The organism is Synechococcus elongatus PCC 11801, assembly GCF_003846445.2.
Lineage (GTDB): Bacteria > Cyanobacteriota > Cyanobacteriia > Synechococcales > Synechococcaceae > Synechococcus > Synechococcus elongatus_A.
In genome coordinates, this window is record NZ_CP030139.2 from 735,066 (window position 1) to 753,510 (window position 18,445).

Sequence of the window (18,445 nt, forward strand, 5' to 3'; positions counted from 1 at the left end):
TCGCGATCCCTAAAATTAGAGCAGACCTTAGGCTTCGCCCATGACTGCGACTGTTGCTGATTTCATGACCCGTGACCCAATCGCTGTGAAGCCACAAACACCGCTGACGGAAGCCATTCGCATCTTGGCGGACAAGCACATTAGCGGCCTGCCCGTGGTCGATGAAGCCGGTCAGTTGGTCGGGGTGATTTCTGAAACCGATCTGATGTGGCGCGAAAGTGGTGTGCCAACCCCACCGCCCTACATTCAGGTTCTCGACAGCTTTATCTATCTGGAAAATCCAGCCCGCTACGAAAAAGAACTTCACAAGGCCTTAGGCGAAACGGTCGCTGAGGTGATGACGGCCAAGCCCCTCACGATCGCCGCCGATCGCCCGCTGCCAGACGCAGCCCGCTTGTTTAACGATCGCAAAGTGCATCGTCTATTTGTGCTCTCCGGGGATCAACAGTTAGTCGGGGTGCTAACCCGCGGTGATATCATCCGGGCGATGGCACAGGGAGCCTAGCTGCGAATGACCCCGGCAGAAATATCAGCGTTGCTCGACTCGGAAGATTACGGCGATCGACTGAAGGCTTTGAATCTGATTCGGGCTCTAGAGCGAGCTGAAGCCTTTGAACTGATCTGTAAGGCAATCGCGGACAGCAATGCCCGAGTTCGCTATGCCGCTGTCAGTCAGATGGCAAGCCTTGGACATCAGGATCGCGATCGCACACGCACGATTTTGATCGATCGCTTGGAGAATGATTCCGAGACTGACGTACAAGCTGCTGCTGCTGATGCCTTGGGGGCGCTGCAATTTAGCGATGTCTACCCAGCGCTGGAGGCAGCCTACCAGCGATCGTCTGACTGGGTGCTGCAGTTCAGTATCGTTGCAACTCTCGGAGAGCTGGGCGATCGCCGAGCTTTTGAGTTGCTGGCTACTGCCCTTGAGTCGCCAACGGATTTGATTCGCACCGCAGCCGTAGCAGCCCTAGGCGAATTGGGTGATGAGCGCGCCATTCCCTTGCTTCTGCCTTTAACCAGTGATGACGACTGGCAGATTCGACATCGCTTGGCGCAAGCGCTGCAACGATTCACCCATCCGGACGCCCAAGCTGCTTTAGCAGAACTTTCCCAAGACAAAGCGGCAGCCGTTGCTGCCGCCGCGCGGGGTGAAGGACTCGAATCTGCCTAGTCCTGGGTTGGAGGAGCGACCTGCTGTTCGAGCTCAGCGATCGCAGCATTGATTCCTGCCAAACGGGTTTTCAGGTCGTCGCGCATCCAACGCAGGAAGCGTAACTTTCGTGACTTGTACTCCTGTTCTGCCGCTGCACTCGTTTCGCAGCCAAGGAAGAAGGGCAACATGGGCGATTTCTCCGTGCTGATGTAACGGATTATTACGCAACTTGTCTGCGCTGGTTAGCAGCAGAGGCTACTTTTGGGCGAGCTGTTGCTGGAGCGACTGGTACGCCGAATTTTGTGGATCCAGTTTCAGCAAGCGATCGAGATACTCCTGCGCCGTGGTCTTGCGGCCCAGTTGCAGCTCTAGTTGCACGAGCTGTTCTAGGGCAAAGCGGTTGTTGGGTTCGCGCTCGACCACATTGCGGTAACCCTGAATTTGTTTCAGCAGGTCAGCGCTGACCAGCCCTGCAGTTTCGGATTCCTGACTGGCTTGCCAACTCGATTGCAGCGCGCCCACAATGCCGACCGCACTGGTGCCGATAAAGGCAATGCCACTGACATAAACCAGCAGAAGTTTTGCAATTCGGCCTTTGCGATCGCTAGCTGCCATGTCGAGCCTTCCATTCAGTTCGAGAATTTTCCCAAGCTTTGATTGTCTGATAGCGATGTCGAGAGGCGGAAAACCGTCCTGCGTGCGATCGCCACAGTCGCTATGCTGTAAGCAATCAGCCTCTTGCGGGCCTCTTAAAGCCTGCAGCAGCTCTGGAGAGATTTTTCATGTCCACCTCGAGCAACTTTCGAGACGCAATTCGTGAGGCCCAGACTAGCGCACTGGTAGGCCCCAGTGTGGTGCGTCGCTCCCTGCCCTTTGTGGGCGGCGGTCTCATCCTGACCTCTGTCGGTGTTTACGGTGGTTTAGGCATTCTGGGCAGCAATCCTGGCCTGTTTATGCCGCTTTGGATCGGCTCCATCGTGCTACAGCTGGTGCTGTTCTTCGTTGCCCAAGGCATCGCTTCGCGTGGGAACAACAGCACAGCCCTACCGATTCTGGCCTTGTATGGTCTGGTCACTGGTTTTTCGTTGACCGGCCTGATCAGCATCGCCCTCGGCAGCGTTGGCATTGGTGGCCTTGGGATTGCAGCTCTCGGCTGCGGCATCACCTTCATCTTGGCCAGCATTTTCGGGCAAAAAATGTCCGAGTCGACGGGTCAAGCCCTCACCCAGACAGTCACCTTGGGCATTGGCGCCCTGTTCTTGGTGATGTTGGTGCAGCTAATTGGCGGCATCTTCATCCCGGCACTGCGGGGTGGACTGGAGCTGTTGATCGCCGGTGCTGGCACAGTCTTGTTTATCGGTGCTGCTTTCGTCGACTTTTATACGCTGCCGCGCACCTATCGCGATGACCAATACTTGGCCGCAGCATTGTCGATGTACTTGACCTACATCAACCTGTTCATCTTCATCCTGCGCTTCCTGATCGCTATTTCGGGCAGCAGTCGCGACTAGGCTACGATCGCCCATTTAGGGCTCTACCACTTCCTAATAGTTGCAAAGGCCAAGTCCTGAGTGGACCTGGCCTTTTTGCTATCGCAAGCAGAGCATTTTCAGGCTGAGTTCAAGTCTTTACCCCATCCTTTGGGCAAGGGGCGGATGCCCCTGACCTCACCAGTATTCAGCTTGTAAGGCTTAAAACTGGTTGGTTTCATTCGGTGACTGTTCAGCCCCGCCCGGCGATAGGAAGAGATTCTGCGCTGCATCGTTCTGATAGACGCAGTTCACCGCCGGTTTACTGCGCAGCGTGCCTGTATAGGCAAAGGTATTCATCCGGTTTTTGCAGTCGCGGACATCGTTGCTGCTGACTGCCCCCTGTTGTTCCAGCACTGCCCAGTTATTGCGGCGAATCACACAGCCAGGTTGCATCACAGGCTGCGAAACATAGACGCTAAACGGGTTGAGCGTCATGAAGACCCGCATATCCATGGCGACGGCACTGGCACCGTACTGGACACAGATATCGCGATCGGGGGCTTGTTGGTCCAGTGCTTCCCGCGAGACGACGTTCTCCGGCGAGAAGCTGAGGTTCGAGGTGATCACCGAGCCAATGCCAATTCCGATGATCAACACCCCGCCCAGAATCGACAGCGTCATCAAGTCAAACGGATTTTTGCCCTTGTCCTGTGGCGGCTGGGGCGATCGGCTCGGCGGCTCTGAATAGCGGCTCGGGTAGGAAGGAGGAGAAGGACGGCGTCGCATGCAAAGCCTCGTTGGCAACTGCAGGAAGGTGAGGGTGCGACCAAAAACGCACCGTATCCTGATCTGAGTACTGGTTTAGCACGATTGTTCCCGGAACCTCATGGCTCCTCTCCTCGCTTCAATCACAACGCCGCGATCGCCCTTGGCTCTGATCTGGCAAGACAGCCTAACCGTGTTCTGGGGAGACTGGCTCGATCTGCGGGTTCGCGTCACCCAGATCGTTTCCTCTGGTTTAGTCTCGCCCCTAATCTATATCGTTGCCTTTGGCTTTGGCTTAGGTAGTTCCTTGCGCCCCGGCTCTGGTTTGCCAGAGGGATACAACAGCTATTTGGAATTCATCCTGCCGGGGATGGTGGCGCTGTCATCGATGGCAATTAGCTTTGGCGGCACCACTTTTTCGATCTGTGGCGAGCGACTATTCAGCAAAACCTTTGAGGAAACGCTGCTGCTGCCGGTTCATCCGCTGGCATTGCACATTGGCAAGATGATCGCGGGCGTTGTGCGCGGACTACTGACCTCCGTCTCCTTGCTGGCGATCGCGATTTTAGCGACGGGGAGCTGGGGCTTCCTGCATCCGCTCTTTCTGCTGACACTGGTCCTGAACTGTGCCACTTTCGCTGGCATTGGTGTCTTGGTTGGCCTGCGGGTCAAGTCTTTGGAGACTGTCGGCCTCTACAACAACTTCTTGATTGTGCCGATGTCGTTTTTAGGGGCAACCTTCTTCGATCCGGCACAACTGCCGATCGCCCTTAAAGCAGCGGTCTATCTGATGCCCCTGACCTATACCAATTTGGGATTGCGCGCTGCCGCCTACAATCCTGCCGAATATCCGTGGTACAGCCTGGTGATCCTGGTGCTGTTAGCGACAAGTTTGGCTGCCTTGGGTGCCAAGCAGTTTGCTAGCCAGCAAGACTAAGGCGCGGGCGCAGGGAGATCCTCAGGCACAATAGTCCTTTGTAGCCATTTGGACTCTGCCTGCCCCATGGGGAAGCCCCGCGTTCTTTCCGGTGTTCAACCGACCGGCAACTTGCACCTCGGCAACTATCTCGGGGCGATTCGGAATTGGGTCGAAGGTCAGCAGCAGTACGACAACTTTTTCTGTGTGGTCGATCTGCACGCAATCACGGTTCCCCACGACCCAACCACGCTGGCTGAGAACACCTATCGCACGGCAGCGCTCTATTTGGCCTGTGGCATCGATCTCAGTTGCTCGACGATTTTTGTGCAGTCCCATGTCTCAGCGCACAGTGAGCTGACTTGGCTGCTGAACTGCGTGACGCCCCTGAACTGGCTGGAAGGCATGATTCAGTTCAAGGAAAAAGCGCTGAAACAAGGAGAGAACGTCTCGACGGGGCTCTTGGATTACCCCGTGCTGATGGCAGCGGATATTCTGCTCTACGATGCCGATCGCGTCCCGGTGGGCGAAGACCAAAAGCAACACTTAGAGTTGACCCGCGACATTGCGGTTCGCATCAATCACCTGTTTGGGCGCGACGAAACGCCAGTCTTCAAGTTGCCGGAGCCCTTGATTCCTAAGGCAGGGGCACGGGTGATGAGCCTGACCGATGGCACCAAGAAAATGTCGAAGTCAGATCCGACGGAACTGAGCCGGATTAACCTGCTGGATCCGCCCGAGCTGATTGAGAAGAAGATCAAGCGCTGTAAGACCGATCCGCAGCGCGGGCTGGAATTTGATAACCCCGATCGCCCCGAGTGTAATAACCTGTTGAGCCTCTACGCGATCCTGAGTGGCCGTAGTCGCGAGACTGTTGCCGCAGAATGTGCCGACATGGGCTGGGGGCAATTCAAACCGCTGTTGGCAGAAGCGGCGATCGAGGCCCTGCGTCCGATCCAGACCAAATACGACGAAGTGCGATCGGAGCCAGGCTATTTGGATAGTGTGCTGAAGCAAGGCCGAGAACGGGCCAGTGAAGTGGCGAATGCTACCTTGCGCCGTGTCCAAGATGCCCTTGGTTTTAGTCGGCCCGTGGCATGAACATGCGTCGTTTTCGCGAAGCGGTCGCCGCTGGTGAGTTTTTAATCACCGCTGAGGTAGCGCCACCCAAGGGAGCCGATCCCAGTGGCATGCTTGTCCATGCGGAACTGCTGCGATCGCGCGTCCATGCCATCAACATCACCGATGGCAGTCGCGCCGTGATGCGGATGTCCTCCCTCGCTGCGACGGTGTTGCTGCGCCAGCGGGGCATTGAGCCAATCTGCCAAGTTGCTTGCCGCGATCGCAATCGCATTGCCCTACAAGCCGATCTCCTCGGGGCGCAAGCCCTCGGTCTGGACAATATCTTGGCGCTGACGGGTGACCCGGTCAAAGCCGGCGATAGTCCTGAAGCGCGGCCAGTGTTTGAGCTGGAATCCGTGCGATTGCTGCAGTTGATCCAGAAGCTGAACGGTGGACTAGATATCCACGACAAGCCGCTGCCGGATGGTGCCAGTGATCTGTTTGCAGGCGCAGCCGTCGATCCACAACTCAAGAGCTGGTCGGGGCTGGAACGCCGTTTTTGGCGCAAGGTGGACTCGGGCGCGCAGTTCTTTCAGAGCCAGCTAATCTGCGATTTCGATCGCCTCGATCGCTTCATGGAGCAGATCGCACGGCCTAGCGGTCGCCCTGTACTGGCCGGTATCTTCCTACTCAAGTCCGCCAAAAACGCGGAGTTTATCAATCGCAATGTGCCAGGAGTGCAGATTCCCCAGACGATCATCGATCGCCTCGCAGCAGCAGCGGATCCACTGGCAGAAGGGATTGCGATCGCGGCTGAACAGGTTCGTTGGGCTCAGCAACTTTGCCAAGGCGTGCATCTAATGGCAGTCCGGCGGGAAGACTTGATTCCAGCCATTCTCGATCAAGCTGGGATTGCACCACTGCAACCCACGAGCGATCGCCAACCATCGACTCTGCTTATGCCATAGATATATAGAGAAAATTCTTAGAAACGTGAATTAAAGATAGACTTGAGTCTATCGAATGGTGATTAGGTTGTGAAAAATCTGACGCTGCACCAGCTCAAAGTGTTTGAAGCCGCTGCCCGCCATAGTAGCTTCACCCGCGCGGCAGAAGAGCTGTATTTGACCCAGCCCACAGTCTCCATTCAGGTCAAACAACTGACCAAAGCAGTCGGTCTGCCGCTTTTTGAGCAAATTGGTAAGCGGCTCTACCTCACAGAAGCAGGACGTCAGCTCTACAAAACAACCCGGCAGGTGTTCGAGCAGCTCGAACAGCTCGACATGACGATCGCTGACCTGCAAGGCATGAAACAGGGTCAGCTACGTCTCGCAGTCATCACCACGGCCAAGTACTTTATTCCCCGCTTGATCGGACCCTTTTGCCAGCGCTACCCCGGCATCAATGTCTCTCTCAAGGTGACCAACCATGAGGGTCTCGTCAATCGGATCAATGACAACCTTGACGATCTCTACGTGCTCAGCCGTCCCCCCAGTGGACTAGATATCACTGTACAGCCCTTCCTCGATAACCCCCTTGTTGTCGTAGGCCCAGCAACGCATCCCCTCGCGAAGCAGCGAGGCATTTCCCTCGAGCGCATCGCACAAGAGCCGTTTATTCTGCGGGAACGGGGGTCGGGGACTCGGGAAGCAGCGGAACAGCTATTTGCTGCCCATAACCTCAATTTGAATGTCAAGCTCGACCTCGGTAGCAACGAAGCAATTAAGCAAGCCATTCTCGGGGGCTTAGGACTCGCGGTGCTGTCTTATCACACCCTGACCTCAGCGGGTGCAACGCCGGAATTAGTGATGTTTGAGGTTGAAGGATTCCCCATCCATCGCCAGTGGCATGCCGTTTATCCAGCCGGTAAGCAACTCTCGACTGTCGCTGCAACTTTTTTGGATTACCTCCTCACAGAAAGCCAGCGGATCGCAGCAGATATTCAAATTCCTGAAGCAAGCGCAAGCGTGATCGCAGCAGATAATCCTGAAAATCCTGAGCCTCTGCTTGAGGTCTAACTGGCAACAGAGGACAAAGCTGCACTCCTCATCGGCCGCTGACAGTCTGTGGAGTGAGTTGCTTAGTGGTGGGCGATCGCTGAATTCAGGTGCTGACGACCTTGCCGTACCAGAGCGGCGGTCACTGGCAGTTGATGGCTGACAGAGTTTAAGGGAAGATCACCCACTCTCAGGCAAAAGAGACTCAGCTTCAAAAACTTGAGAGCACCACCACTCATTTCCAGTAGTCGGGCATAACTGCGATCGCAGGAGGGTTATTCAGCCGTTGAGGACGGAATAGTTCGACTTAGCCGAACTTGGCAGGAATCGCCCGAAATTTCAGCTTTAGCAACGCTTTTCAGTCACGGTTTTTGCGGGAGTATCAAGGATTATTGCAGTTCATAGCGCTCCCCGAATCCCCTTCGTACGGTGGGTTTAGAGAGCGGCGGCAAGCCCCCCCTAGGATGCCCAAGTTCTCCTTGCCTCACACAATCCTCGGAGGCCCCATGATGGTGAACTCAGCAGCGTTACGGACCCGAGGGATGGAATTGCTGGTCGCCTACGCTGAGAATCCCAGCATTGCCCTCCGCAATCAAATCGTGCAGTTGAATCTCGGGCTCGTTCGCAAAATTGCCCACCGCTTGAGCCGTCAGTGCTCGGAGCCCTATGAAGACCTTGAGCAGATTGGCTTTCTGGGGTTAATTCGAGCGATCGAGCGATTTCAGCCCCATCAGGGCTGTGCCTTTAGCTCCTTTGCCGTGCCTTACATTCGCGGTGAAATCCTCCACTTTTTACGCGATAGCTGCCATAGTGTCCGCATCCCGCGCCGCTGGCAGGAACTCCAGCGTCAAGGCCAGCATCTGCGCGAAGCCCTGCGCCATGAGTGGGGGCGTGCCCCCACTGAACAAGAGCTGGCCTCGGCATTGAACCTGTCCATGACGGAGTGGCAGGAAATTCATCTCGCCCGCCGCAATCGTCTGCCGATGAGTCTCGATGCCACCCTCAATCAAGCGGGGGATTCCTCGGTCACGTTAGTGGAAACGCTACCGGATAACAGTCAGCAGTGGCAGCAGGCAGCCCTCGAAGAACGTCAGCAGTTAATCGAGGCGATCGGGCAACTGGAGGAAAAGGCTCGAACAGCGATTGAGTCAGTCTACTTGCGGGGATTGACCCGTAAAGAGGCAGCTCAACAGTTTGGCATTAGTCCTATGACGATCACGCGCCGGATCAATCGCGGCGTTCAAAAAATCGCTGAACATCTAGAACGGATGGCCAACGAGTCCTCGATTCAGCCTCAGAACGACTCTCGATCAGCGGCGTTGTAAATACTGCTGAGCTTCACGGATCCAGCGATCGACTTGTCCAAGCGTCGGAGCTGGACTGCGATCGCCCAGAAGCGATCGCTGGAGACGATGCAGGCGTTGATGCAGTTGCGGCGGACTTTGGATCGCGAGCATTTGCAGGCTGCCAATACCTGTGTGCAACAGCACGCCACACCAGCGATGGTTCACAGACGGAAGGTGCGAGAGCTGCGCTAGGGCTTGCCATTTTCGTAGGCGCTGCACTGGCTGGCGTAGTTTTTGAGCCAATTCCATCTGCTCTGCTTCCGATCGCAGTTGGAGTAAATCTCTACTGGAGTGCAGGCCCAGCGCCGCTAACTGCTGGCGATCGCGATCACTGAGACCGGGGAGCTGCGTCAGCGGCCAACCCTGATCCGGTACAGACTCAGCCATGCTCCGCTTGAGCTAAGCGAGCGATCGCCTTGAGATTAGTACTGATCTGCATCGCTTCGTCATCGAGTTGATTCAGCGATCGCCGGACTTCCCCGAGGTAGAGTGGCTCAGAGATGCCAGGCTGGGGATGCACAATGGTGCGCAGCCGAATGTGCAACTGTTGCTCGCCTTGGCTGCTGTAGCGACCGCGCGAAAAGAGATTAAACGCTGCTTGCTTGAGGGTCGGTTCAATGGCTTCAGGTGCGATTGTGGGTTCAACTGCAACCACAGCTTCGCTGCCGCCAGCATCATAGACCACATTAAAAGCAACCGCTCCTTCAATGCTGACTGGCTGCTTGAAACCCAAGGCAAAGCCGATACAGCCACCGATCAAAACAACTGTAAAGGCGGTGACCCCCACCAATCGGAAGCGAAAGCCCCAGCCAAAAATGAAGGCCAGCACTGTCAAAACAGCCAGAGCGAGAGCCGCCCAACCCAGCCAGCCAGCGATCGCAAAAAAATCTGTGGCGGCACTGTTCATGCAGATGCTTCCTCACTCGTTTCCGTACTGACAAAATCGCTCAAGCGGGGTGAATCGAGAGCGGCGCGCAGGGTATGCCAAGCCAAATTGGCACACTTGATCCGCACCGGGAATTGCGCAACTCCTTTCATCACATTGAGCTTGCGCAGCTCATGGGGAAATTCAGAATCACCGCGCATCATGGCTTGGAAAGTTTGCACCATCTCCAGTGCTTCGGTGACCGTGCGACCTGCCAGAGCTCCAGCCATTAAGTCGGCGGAAGCCATGGCGATCGCGCAGCCTTCTCCCTCAAATTTGACCGCCGTAATGCGATCGCCTGCCTCGTTCAAACTGAGGGTCAGCTCAATCGTGTCGCCACAGGAGGGATTGTGACCGCGCTGGTGTCGGTCAATCGGGTCGGCGGTCCCTCGATGGCGGGGCTTTTTGTAATGCTCCAGAATGACCTGCTGGTACAGGTCGCGCAGATTGCCTGCCTGCATGGCGGCGATACGTCTCGCAAGGTCGTGCTCGATCCTAACCTGCTTCCGCATTCTGCTGCTGTGAGTACGTTCGCTCGACAGGTGTTCTTCTTGCCTACACTCATCCCAGCTCAGGGATCCCTGACAGGGACTGCTTGGCAGGCTATCCAAATTGATCGCTTTGAGCGCTGGCGATCGCAGTTACGCATGACTTCGCAATCGTTGCAATTTGTTGATACGACACCAGCACCCTAGCGGCCCTGACACCGTCATGGGAGATCGAACGCCAGAGATGCTCTGACAAGGACAGGACTTGGCTCGGTGGGACTGACCTGAGAGCGATCGCTTTTTCAGTTCGTTTGACCCTCTTAGGAAACTGTTCTGGCTGCGGTTGACAGCCGAAAGTGAGGCCAGATAATGGCCTAGCGTTCTACTCTGCGCCATCCCCGAAGACTCTATGGTTGCTTCGCCCGAGCCCAATCCTTCCACTCCCTCCTCGCGGCGGCGTGCTTGGTGGATGCTTGGAGGTGGGTTGTTGCTGTCGGGTGGTGTGTGGGTTGGCGTGGGTGGCCCCCAGCGTTTGGCAGAAACATGGCTGATTCCGCAAGTGGAGCAGCAACTCACGGCGGTATTAGGACAGCCGCTGCAACTGGGGCGTATTGAAGGCTGGACTTGGAATGGCGTGCAGCTGGGGCGATCGCAACTCGGCAGCGTCTCAGGGCCTAGTTTCGTTAGCTGGCAATCCACCACGGTAGGTGTGGATTGGGTGGGATTGTTCCAAGGCCGTATACCGCTAGAGGTGCGCCTGCAAAACGTCGATGCCAGCTTGCAACAGCTCAACAGTGGGCAATGGTATCCCTTTCCAGAGCAAGTCCCTCCCGGGGACTATCCCGATCTCAAGCTAGTGGTTGAGCAAGGACAGCTCAGCCTCCAACCACGCAATGCTCAGGATCAACTCCTCGCACCGGTGCGTCTGACGGCGATCGTGGGCGATCTGCGGCTCTCCCAAGGACAGCGGGCTCAATTCCAAGCCAGTGCCCAACTGAGTACCGGCCAGCGCGGCATCGTTCAAGGAAACCTCCAAGCGGGGCGAGATGGGGAACTCCGCCTGCGCAGCGAGCAGGTATCCCTGCCCGAAGTACAACGTCTCCTCACCCAGTCCCTTGCGCTTCCCGCGATCGCAGAAGCAGGCACTGCCAGTGGCAATCTGACGCTGCAGCTGCGCAACCAACAGCTCACAGCGATCAATGGCTCAGCCCAGTTGCAGGCCGCAACGCTGAAGGCTGCTGAGCTACCAGTCCGTTTGCAATCCGTCACAGCAGCGCTGCAATTCCAAGATCGGCAAGTGACTGTCCAGCAAGGTCAGGCACGCTGGCAAGACTGGCAACTGCAAGGGCAGGGGATCTGGACCCTTGATCGGGGCGGCACGATTCAGCTGACGACCAAGCCGGGAAGTCAGAACGCCCGATCGCCCTTACCTGGACTCAAACTAGGGGGTTCCCTACAGGCACAGTTGACGATTGAACAGCAGCGCGAAGCCTTTCGAGGCGCGATCGCTTTAACACCAGCGGCAGGTACCACTTGGCAGGGGCTCGCACTAGGTAAGGTAACGGCGCAGTACCAGCTGGATGCCAAGCAGCTGCGGGTTCAGCAAGGGACGATCGCGATCGCCCAGCAGGGGCAGCTCTCACTCCAGGGCAGTATTGGCCGACAGGCCGACAAGCCGCTTGCATTGACCGCAGAGCTGCGAGGGCTGTCGAGTCGTCAGCTATTGCAAAATTTGGGAGCTGCAGTTCCCGCCAACCTCGAATTGGGAGCATTGGTGGCGAGCGGTCAAATCGGGGGGACTCTCGATCGCCCAGAGGCGGAGGTTCGCTGGCAAACCACAGCGCAACAGCAAACCATCGACGGTCAGATCTTTCTCAAACGCCAGCCCGATTGGCAAGCGATCGCGCTGGTGCAGACCGGCAGTGGAGCCGTGCAAGCCCAGCTCAGTAGTCAGGGCGATCGCTGGCAGGGCAATGTGCAAGTCCGCGACCTTCCTCTGCAACTGCTGGCCACTGACCTCGGCGGACAAGCCAACGGGCAGGTGCAACTCAGCGGCAGTCTGCGCAACCTGTCTCTCTCAACTCTGCAAGCCAACAGTCGCTTCGCACTGCGTAACTTGGAGTGGCAAGGCCAGCGCTGGGCTGATGGTCAAGCCAACTTGGACTGGGGCTGGGATGGGCAACAGCTAGCACTGCGGGAATTTTCAGCACCGGGATTGGTCGCGCAGGGACAAGTTCGCCCCAACGCAGCTGCCGATCAACAGCTCCAGATCGCGCTGAATCTCCAGCAGTTGCCCCTGCAAACCCTGCCGATTCCTCTGCCGATTCAAGGCAATTTAGGCTTCCAAGGTACGTTAGTTGGCAGCTTACAGACGCCACAACTCGATGGCGATCTCCAGCTCAGAGACGTGGGTTGGAGTGCCCAGCGCCGTCGTCGGGACTGGCAGGGCAGCCTGCGCTACAACCAGCAAGGGCTGCAGGTAGCGTTGACTAGTGCCGATGGCCAGCTCCGCGCCCAAACCGATCGCCAATTCCAGCTGCAGGCGTTCCGCTGGCAGCAGAGTGGCGGGGTGATCGAAGTCCAAGCCAATGGGGCCGATCTCCGCTGGCAGGCCGATAACTTCAGCATTGCTGGACTCAACTTGCCCAGCGATCGCGGCATCCCCTTGGTCACTGCTGGCCGTGTCAGTGGGGATGGTCGTCTCAACCTCCAGCAAGGAACTGGCAGTGGCAACCTCTCCGTGATTCGTCCCCGCTTTGGGTATGTGCGCGGCGATCGCTTGACAGCTCAATTTCAGCTCGGGGATGGCTGGCTGATGCTCTCTGAAGCAGTCCTAGCACGAGAGGACAGCCTCTACAGCCTCGAAGGGCGCGTCCAGCTAGCGGGTGAGGGGAAGGTCTCAGCCCGTCTTGAAGCCAAACAGGGAAATCCCCAAGAACTAGCTTGGTTCCTGCGCAGCTTACAGCGATCGGGCTTTTTGGCCGAGCAGCCCGAATTTGCCGATGCCGAGGCGATCGCGGCTGTCACCGGAATTAACGATACTGCCGCTTCGCTTTACCAACAGCTCCAGCGACTGAGCCAGATTCAGGCACTGCAGCTCCAGCAGGAAGCAACGCAGCCCCTCCCAACATTACCCACGATTCGCCAGCTCACTGGGCGCTTTGATGGGATTGCCACTGTCGGTGGCTCATGGCAGCAGGGATTGACCGCAGACTTTGACTTTCAAGGGGCAGGCTGGGTCTGGGGCGATTACCGTGCTGATCGCGTCCTGCTCAAAGGATCGGTTAAACAGAACCAAATTCAGCTAGAACCCTTTGAAATTCAGACCGGTGCCACCAAGCTGAGCTTTAGCGGCAGCTTCAGCAACCAGACCCAAGGCGAACTGTTTGTTGAAGGCTTACCCTTGGCGGGCATTCAGCAATTCTTGCGCTTGCCCATCGAGATGCAGGGCAACTTAGGACTCTCGGCAACACTGTCAGGCCGTCTCGAAAACCCTCAAGTGCTGGGTGATCTCCAGCTCAGTAACGCCGTGATTAACGGCACTCCGATTCAAGCAGAGCAGACGGGTTTCAACGTGCGCGAGGGGCGCCTGACCTTTGGTTTTGCGCTTGTGGCTGACGATCCAGAGCCCGTGCGGGTGACAGGGAGCCTCCCTCTACAGCTACCTTTTCTGGCTAGTCAACCCAGTGATGAAGTTCAGCTCAACCTCGACGTTAGTAACAACGGCCTAAAATTCCTGAGTCTGCTCAGCCGCGACAAAGTGCAGTGGCAAGGCGGCCAAGGGGATGTCAAACTTCGGCTGCGGGGCACCCTTGAGGCTCCCATCCTGTCGGGGCAAGCCCGCTTCCAAAACGCGAGTTTTGCTTCTCCGCTCTTGGCAGAACCGTTTACCAACGTGAACGGCCAAATTGATTTCGCCCAAGATCGTCTGCGCATCGAGTCCCTCAGCAGTAATTTCAACGGGGGCACGATTACGGCACAAGGAGTGCTGCCCCTTGCTGAACTCTTGCCAGCCAATGACCCCGATCGCGCTCAGCCACTAGCCATTGCCTTGCGCGACGCCAAGGTTGCCTTACCCAATCTGTTTACCGGTCATACAGCCGCTGATCTGCAGATCCTGGGATCCGCACTGGAACCAGCGATCGCTGGAGATATCCGCATCAATCAGGCTGAGATCCTGTTGCCCAGCCCCGATCGCTTGACGAACCTTGCCAGTGGCGATCTAGGTGGCCCCACTCTACCTGTTCGCTTCCAGCAGCTAAAGATTTCCCTCGAAGATGGCGTCTCGATTCAGTCCGATCCTCTCTTCCGTTTTGGTGTCAAAGGCGATCTCTCGTTGGATGGACCGCTGGGGTCAACTCTGTCGCCCGATGGTAGCCTGACGTTGACTTCCGGGCAGGTCAATCTCTTCACCTCAACCTTTGTTCTCGATCGCCGTCAAACCAGTCGAGTCATTTTTCGCCCAGACCTCGGGCTCGATCCCTTTGTCAATGTCAACCTCGTTGCCTCGATTCCAGAGTTCACCGGATCGACGCTCCAAACAGGGAGCGATCGCATCGTCTTGCCTTTCCAGAACGATCCATCCCAAACGGGATTTGGCCGCTTCCAGCTCGTGCGTGTCCGTGCTCAGGTCAACACCCTCGCCAGCAACCTACAAAACAGTATTCAGCTCACCAGTAGTCCACCCCGCAGTGAGCGCGAGTTGCTGACCTTGATTGGGGGTGGCACGGTTAACAGTTTGGCCAATTCGGGCGGTGGCACCGCCTTATTGGGGTTGGCTAGTCAAGCCCTCTTAAATAATGTGCAGGGCTTTTTCAACAGCGCCTTGGGTGAGCGGATCAACATCCAACTCTTCCCCACGGTGACTGAAGTGCCCGATCGCGATGTTCAGTCCTTGGCACTGTCGGGCAATACCAATACCGTCCTAGGACTAGGTGGACAATTGGGATTTGATATCACCGATGACCTATCAGTTTCGGTGCTACAGGTGCTGACCTTGGGGCTGCCGACGCAGTTCAACCTGCGCTATGAATTCACCGACAGCCTCAGTATTCGCGGCACAACCGATACCGCTGGCAACAATCGAGCCGTACTGGAGTTCAACCAACGCTTTTAAACCGGTGGCGCGATCGGTTCTCTTCCTCCATGCGATCGGTGCATTGCCACAGCGGACTGGGAACACAGTGGCAGAATAAGGACGCAATGTAATCAGCCTCCAACGGAGATGTAGTTTCGCCATGGCAGCGACGGACTTCAAAGACTATTACGCAACGCTTGGAGTGGGGCGCGCTGCCAGTGCCGACGAGATCAAAAAAGCGTTTCGACGTTTGGCTCGCCAGTACCACCCCGACATGAATCCGGGCGATAAGGTGGCGGAGGCACGCTTTAAGGAAATCAACGAAGCGTACGAGGTACTTTCGGATACTGATAAGCGCCGGAAGTACGACCAGTTTGGCCAGTATTGGAGCCGCGTCGGAGCACCTGGGGCAGGGGCGGGGCCTGCTGGGGTGGGCTTTGATGACTTTGAATTTGGTCGCTACGGTAGCTTCGACGATTTCATTAATGAATTGCTGGGGCGGTTTGGCGGTGGTGCTTCGGCTAGCGCCAGTGCCGGTTATCGCAGCCCTGGCTTTCAGGACTTTGGGAGTGGCTTCGGGGGGCAAGCGACCGCAGGAGCGCGGAAAGTTAGCCTGGATGCCGAAGCCAGTATTAGCCTCAGCCTCAGCGATGCCTTTCGAGGCACGCAAAAACAGCTGCGGATCAACAACGAAATGGTCGAGGTCAAGGTGCCCCCAGGGATTAAAGCTGGCAGTAAGCTGCGCTTGCGAGGTAAGGGCAACATTATGCCAACGACCGGTCAGCGGGGCGACCTCTACCTGAAAGTGGACATCAAACCACACGAGTTCTTCCAGTTGGATGGCGATCACTTGATCTGTGAGGTACCGATCGCTCCCGACGAAGCCGCACTGGGTGCCACGATCGCGGTTCCCACACCGGATGGGTTGGTCAACGTCAACATTCCTGCAGGGGTTCGTACCGGCCAATCTCTACGATTGCGCGGTAAGGGTTGGCCGACTCGCACCGGTCGCGGTGACCTCTTGGTGAAGGTAGCGATCGCGGTACCCAAAACCCTGACCGATGCAGAACGTCAGGCCTACGAACAGTTGCAGCGATCGCGCAGTGCCGATCTGCGATCGGACCTCAAGCAGTACAGTCTCTAGCGCGCAATGCCTGATCCTGCGATCGCGCCCTTAAAGCCGCCGCTGAAATGGGCTGGGGGTAAACGCTGGCTGGTCCCCAAGCTGCAAGGACTTGTGCAGGGACTTGACTACGATCGTCTTGTCGAGCCGTTTTGTGGTGGGCTAGCTGTCACCCTCAGCCTGAAGCCCCGCCGCGCTCTTTTGAATGACATCAATCCGCATTTGATCAATTTTTATCAACAGGTCAAAGCAGGATTAGAAGTCACAATCCCCCTAGAGAATGATCCGGATCTCTATTACCAATACCGACAAGCTTTTAACCAAACTGATCTGCCTTCAGCACTCTCAGCACAATATTTTTACTACCTCAACCGTACGGGCTTTAATGGGCTCTGTCGCTTTAACTCTAAGGGTGAATTTAATGTTCCCTTTGGTCGCTATAAAGCCATTCACTATCGTCATGATTTTTTAGATTACTTTCAACTCTTCCAAGATTATCAATTTTGTCTGGGTGACTTCGATCAGCTAACAGTAACGGCTCAAGACTTGATCTATGCTGATCCTCCCTATGATGTGGAGTTTCGACAGTATGCCAAAGAAGGCTTCAATTGGGATGATCAAGTGCGCCTAGCGCATTGGCTAGCAGCGGCAAATAGTCCTGTGATTGCTTCTAATCAAGCAACGCCCAGAATCCTAGAGCTTTACCAATCGCTGGGATTTCAAGTTGTGACCTGCTTGGCCCCAAGGCGAATTTCCTGTAATGGTGATCGCCAGCCAGCCCTAGAAATGATTGCAACAAAAGGCGTCCATCAAGGCTGGGAAATAGCTTTTCAAAGCAGTTAGTTTCGACTAGTTAACGTTGGGCAGCGGATGCTGTCGATCGCACACGGAGCAGCTTGCCCGAGGATTCATCCGTCAACACATAGAGATCGCCGCTAGGACCTTGGCGTACATCGCGAACTCGTGCCCCGATTGGAATGCGAGAAACATTGGTTGCGCGACCCTCGGGCGAGACTTGAATTATGCGAATGTCTCGACTGACCAAGCCGCCTGCAAAAATCTTGCCCTGCCAATTGGGTACTTTGGCGCCACGATAGACCGTCATACCGGAAGGTGCGATCGCAGGTGTCCAGACGAGATGCGGATCGATCATGCCGGGTTGGGTGCGGCGAGAACTGATTTCTGCGCCCCAATATTCTTGGCTAAAGGTAACTTCAGGCCAGCCGTAATTTTCGCCAGCCTTGATTTGATTCAACTCATCACCACCCCGCGATCCATGCTCGGTCGACCACGCCGTCCCGGTCTGCGCGTCAACGGCTAAGCCCTGAATGTTGCGGTGGCCAATGCTCCATAAACTAGCTTGGGCATTGGGTTGATTGCGAAAGGGATTATCAGCCGGAATTGAGCCATCGGCATTGATGCGATGAATTTTGCCCAAACCGCTCTCGGGCATTTGTGCTTGGTGGCGAATCAAACGCCCATTGAGTTCCACCGGCGGATTGCCCCCATCGCCGATCGCAATCAATAGGGTTCGATCGGGCAGCCAAGCCAGTCGTGAGCCAAAGTGCTGGGCGCTGGACTTATCGGGCGTCACCGTAAAAATGACCTCTACGTCTTGTAGTTGCAGACCATTCAGGCGACCCCGCGCGACTTGAACCCGATTGGCCGCTGAGCTGCCTGCGGCGTAGCTGAAATAGACCCAGCGATTTTGCGCGAATTGAGGATCAACCGTGACATCCAGCAGGCCACCTTGCCCTTGTACCCATAGATCTGCAGGAAGTCCTGCGATCGCAGTCGGCTCCAGCTTTCCTTGGCGAACCAAGCGCAGCCGCCCCGGTCGTTCTGTAATCAACAGATCGCCATTCGGAAGCCAAGCCAAACTCCAGGGATGCTCTAGCCCTTCGACGAGTGGCGTCACTTCCACCGTGGTCAATTCCGGTACCGACGCGGGTACTAACAGCGATGCAGGGTCTGGGGTGGTCTGCGCCGCAACGGGGGTGGAGGTGGTCGGTGGAGAGGAGGCAGTACTGCAACTCGCAAATCCAGTCGCGATCGCCAGTCCAATCAGGGTGGTGGCAGCAGTGGATACTTTCATCGCAGCGTTTCGAGAATCACAGC

At 56.5% G+C, this 18,445-nt stretch carries 19 protein-coding genes; 12 read left to right on the plus strand and 7 right to left on the minus strand.

Annotated features, from left to right (window positions below):
* Positions 1 to 40 precede the first annotated feature (40 nt).
* Positions 41 to 505 (plus strand): CBS domain-containing protein, encoded by a 465-nt coding sequence (locus DOP62_RS03465; RefSeq protein WP_208673298.1) that lies wholly within the window; start codon positions 41 to 43, stop codon positions 503 to 505.
* A 6-nt stretch (positions 506 to 511) separates the two neighbouring features.
* Positions 512 to 1,174: a phycobilisome degradation protein NblB gene (nblB, locus tag DOP62_RS03470; protein WP_370538863.1), complete on the plus strand. Its 663-nt coding sequence runs from the start codon at positions 512 to 514 to the stop codon at positions 1,172 to 1,174.
* On the opposite strand, the gene DOP62_RS03475 is transcribed toward nblB, so the two are convergent.
* Positions 1,171 to 1,344, minus strand: a complete 174-nt coding sequence (locus tag DOP62_RS03475; RefSeq protein ID WP_338462504.1) for a hypothetical protein — start codon at positions 1,342 to 1,344, stop codon at positions 1,171 to 1,173. The genes nblB and DOP62_RS03475 overlap by 4 nt on opposite strands.
* A gap of 67 nt (positions 1,345 to 1,411) precedes the next feature.
* A complete protein-coding gene (locus DOP62_RS03480) occupies positions 1,412 to 1,771 on the minus strand; it encodes a tetratricopeptide repeat protein (RefSeq protein WP_208673301.1) in 360 nt (119 codons plus the stop codon).
* A gap of 167 nt (positions 1,772 to 1,938) precedes the next feature.
* Here DOP62_RS03480 and DOP62_RS03485 point away from each other — a divergent pair, with 167 nt between their 5' ends.
* A complete protein-coding gene (locus DOP62_RS03485; RefSeq protein WP_208673302.1) occupies positions 1,939 to 2,667 on the plus strand; it encodes a Bax inhibitor-1/YccA family protein in 729 nt (242 codons plus the stop codon).
* A gap of 180 nt (positions 2,668 to 2,847) precedes the next feature.
* On the opposite strand, the gene DOP62_RS03490 is transcribed toward DOP62_RS03485, so the two are convergent.
* Positions 2,848 to 3,414 (minus strand): DUF3172 domain-containing protein, encoded by a 567-nt coding sequence (locus DOP62_RS03490; protein WP_208673304.1) that lies wholly within the window; start codon positions 3,412 to 3,414, stop codon positions 2,848 to 2,850.
* Between the two features lie 100 nt (positions 3,415 to 3,514).
* Between DOP62_RS03490 and DOP62_RS03495 the strand changes: the two genes are divergently transcribed.
* The 5 genes from DOP62_RS03495 (at position 3,515) to DOP62_RS03515 (ending at position 8,693) form a co-directional block, all read left to right on the plus strand.
* Positions 3,515 to 4,330: an ABC transporter permease gene (locus DOP62_RS03495; RefSeq protein WP_208673306.1), complete on the plus strand. Its 816-nt coding sequence runs from the start codon at positions 3,515 to 3,517 to the stop codon at positions 4,328 to 4,330.
* A 66-nt stretch (positions 4,331 to 4,396) separates the two neighbouring features.
* On the plus strand, positions 4,397 to 5,410 hold the full coding sequence (gene trpS / locus DOP62_RS03500) for a tryptophan--tRNA ligase (protein WP_208673307.1): 1,014 nt from the start codon (positions 4,397 to 4,399) through the stop codon (positions 5,408 to 5,410).
* Entirely contained in the window at positions 5,407 to 6,339 is a 933-nt protein-coding gene (locus tag DOP62_RS03505) for a methylenetetrahydrofolate reductase (protein WP_208673308.1), read from the plus strand. The genes trpS and DOP62_RS03505 overlap by 4 nt, the downstream gene beginning before the upstream one ends.
* 69 nt (positions 6,340 to 6,408) lie before the next feature.
* Positions 6,409 to 7,389, plus strand: coding sequence for an HTH-type transcriptional activator CmpR (gene cmpR / locus DOP62_RS03510; RefSeq protein WP_370538864.1), 981 nt, complete (start codon positions 6,409 to 6,411; stop codon positions 7,387 to 7,389).
* Positions 7,390 to 7,832: 443 nt separating this feature from the next.
* A complete protein-coding gene (locus DOP62_RS03515) occupies positions 7,833 to 8,693 on the plus strand; it encodes an RNA polymerase sigma factor SigF (RefSeq protein ID WP_370538865.1) in 861 nt (286 codons plus the stop codon).
* Here the strand turns inward: DOP62_RS03515 and DOP62_RS03520 are convergent.
* Genes DOP62_RS03520 through sufU form a run of 3 tightly spaced genes read right to left on the minus strand, consistent with a single transcriptional unit; the run spans position 8,679 to position 10,100 of the window.
* Complete coding sequence (locus DOP62_RS03520; RefSeq protein ID WP_208673310.1) at positions 8,679 to 9,101, minus strand: DUF4332 domain-containing protein; 423 nt, start codon at positions 9,099 to 9,101, stop codon at positions 8,679 to 8,681. The genes DOP62_RS03515 and DOP62_RS03520 overlap by 15 nt on opposite strands.
* Positions 9,094 to 9,621, minus strand: coding sequence for a Ycf51 family protein (locus DOP62_RS03525; protein ID WP_208673312.1), 528 nt, complete (start codon positions 9,619 to 9,621; stop codon positions 9,094 to 9,096). Before DOP62_RS03525 ends, DOP62_RS03520 begins: the two co-directional genes overlap by 8 nt.
* The gene (sufU, locus tag DOP62_RS03530; RefSeq protein ID WP_208673313.1) at positions 9,618 to 10,100 is read right to left on the minus strand and encodes a Fe-S cluster assembly sulfur transfer protein SufU; all 483 of its coding nucleotides are present in this window, start codon (positions 10,098 to 10,100) and stop codon (positions 9,618 to 9,620) included. Before sufU ends, DOP62_RS03525 begins: the two co-directional genes overlap by 4 nt.
* A gap of 60 nt (positions 10,101 to 10,160) precedes the next feature.
* On the opposite strand from sufU, the gene DOP62_RS03535 reads away from it, so the two are divergent.
* The 4 genes from DOP62_RS03535 to DOP62_RS03550 all read left to right on the plus strand — a co-directional run bounded on the left by DOP62_RS03535 (position 10,161) and on the right by DOP62_RS03550 (position 17,170).
* The gene (locus DOP62_RS03535) at positions 10,161 to 10,334 is read left to right on the plus strand and encodes a hypothetical protein (protein ID WP_208673314.1); all 174 of its coding nucleotides are present in this window, start codon (positions 10,161 to 10,163) and stop codon (positions 10,332 to 10,334) included.
* Positions 10,335 to 10,536: 202 nt separating this feature from the next.
* Positions 10,537 to 15,243 carry a translocation/assembly module TamB gene (locus DOP62_RS03540; RefSeq protein ID WP_208673315.1) on the plus strand — a complete coding sequence of 1,569 codons (4,707 nt, stop codon included), beginning with the start codon at positions 10,537 to 10,539 and terminating at the stop codon, positions 15,241 to 15,243.
* A 121-nt stretch (positions 15,244 to 15,364) separates the two neighbouring features.
* Positions 15,365 to 16,348, plus strand: coding sequence for a DnaJ C-terminal domain-containing protein (locus tag DOP62_RS03545; protein ID WP_208673316.1), 984 nt, complete (start codon positions 15,365 to 15,367; stop codon positions 16,346 to 16,348).
* Positions 16,349 to 16,354: 6 nt separating this feature from the next.
* Complete coding sequence (locus DOP62_RS03550; protein WP_208673317.1) at positions 16,355 to 17,170, plus strand: DNA adenine methylase; 816 nt, start codon at positions 16,355 to 16,357, stop codon at positions 17,168 to 17,170.
* Between the two features lie 10 nt (positions 17,171 to 17,180).
* Here DOP62_RS03550 and DOP62_RS03555 read toward each other — a convergent pair whose 3' ends face one another.
* The gene (locus DOP62_RS03555; RefSeq protein ID WP_208673318.1) at positions 17,181 to 18,422 is read right to left on the minus strand and encodes a PQQ-dependent sugar dehydrogenase; all 1,242 of its coding nucleotides are present in this window, start codon (positions 18,420 to 18,422) and stop codon (positions 17,181 to 17,183) included.
* Between the last annotated feature and the right edge of the window lie 23 nt (positions 18,423 to 18,445).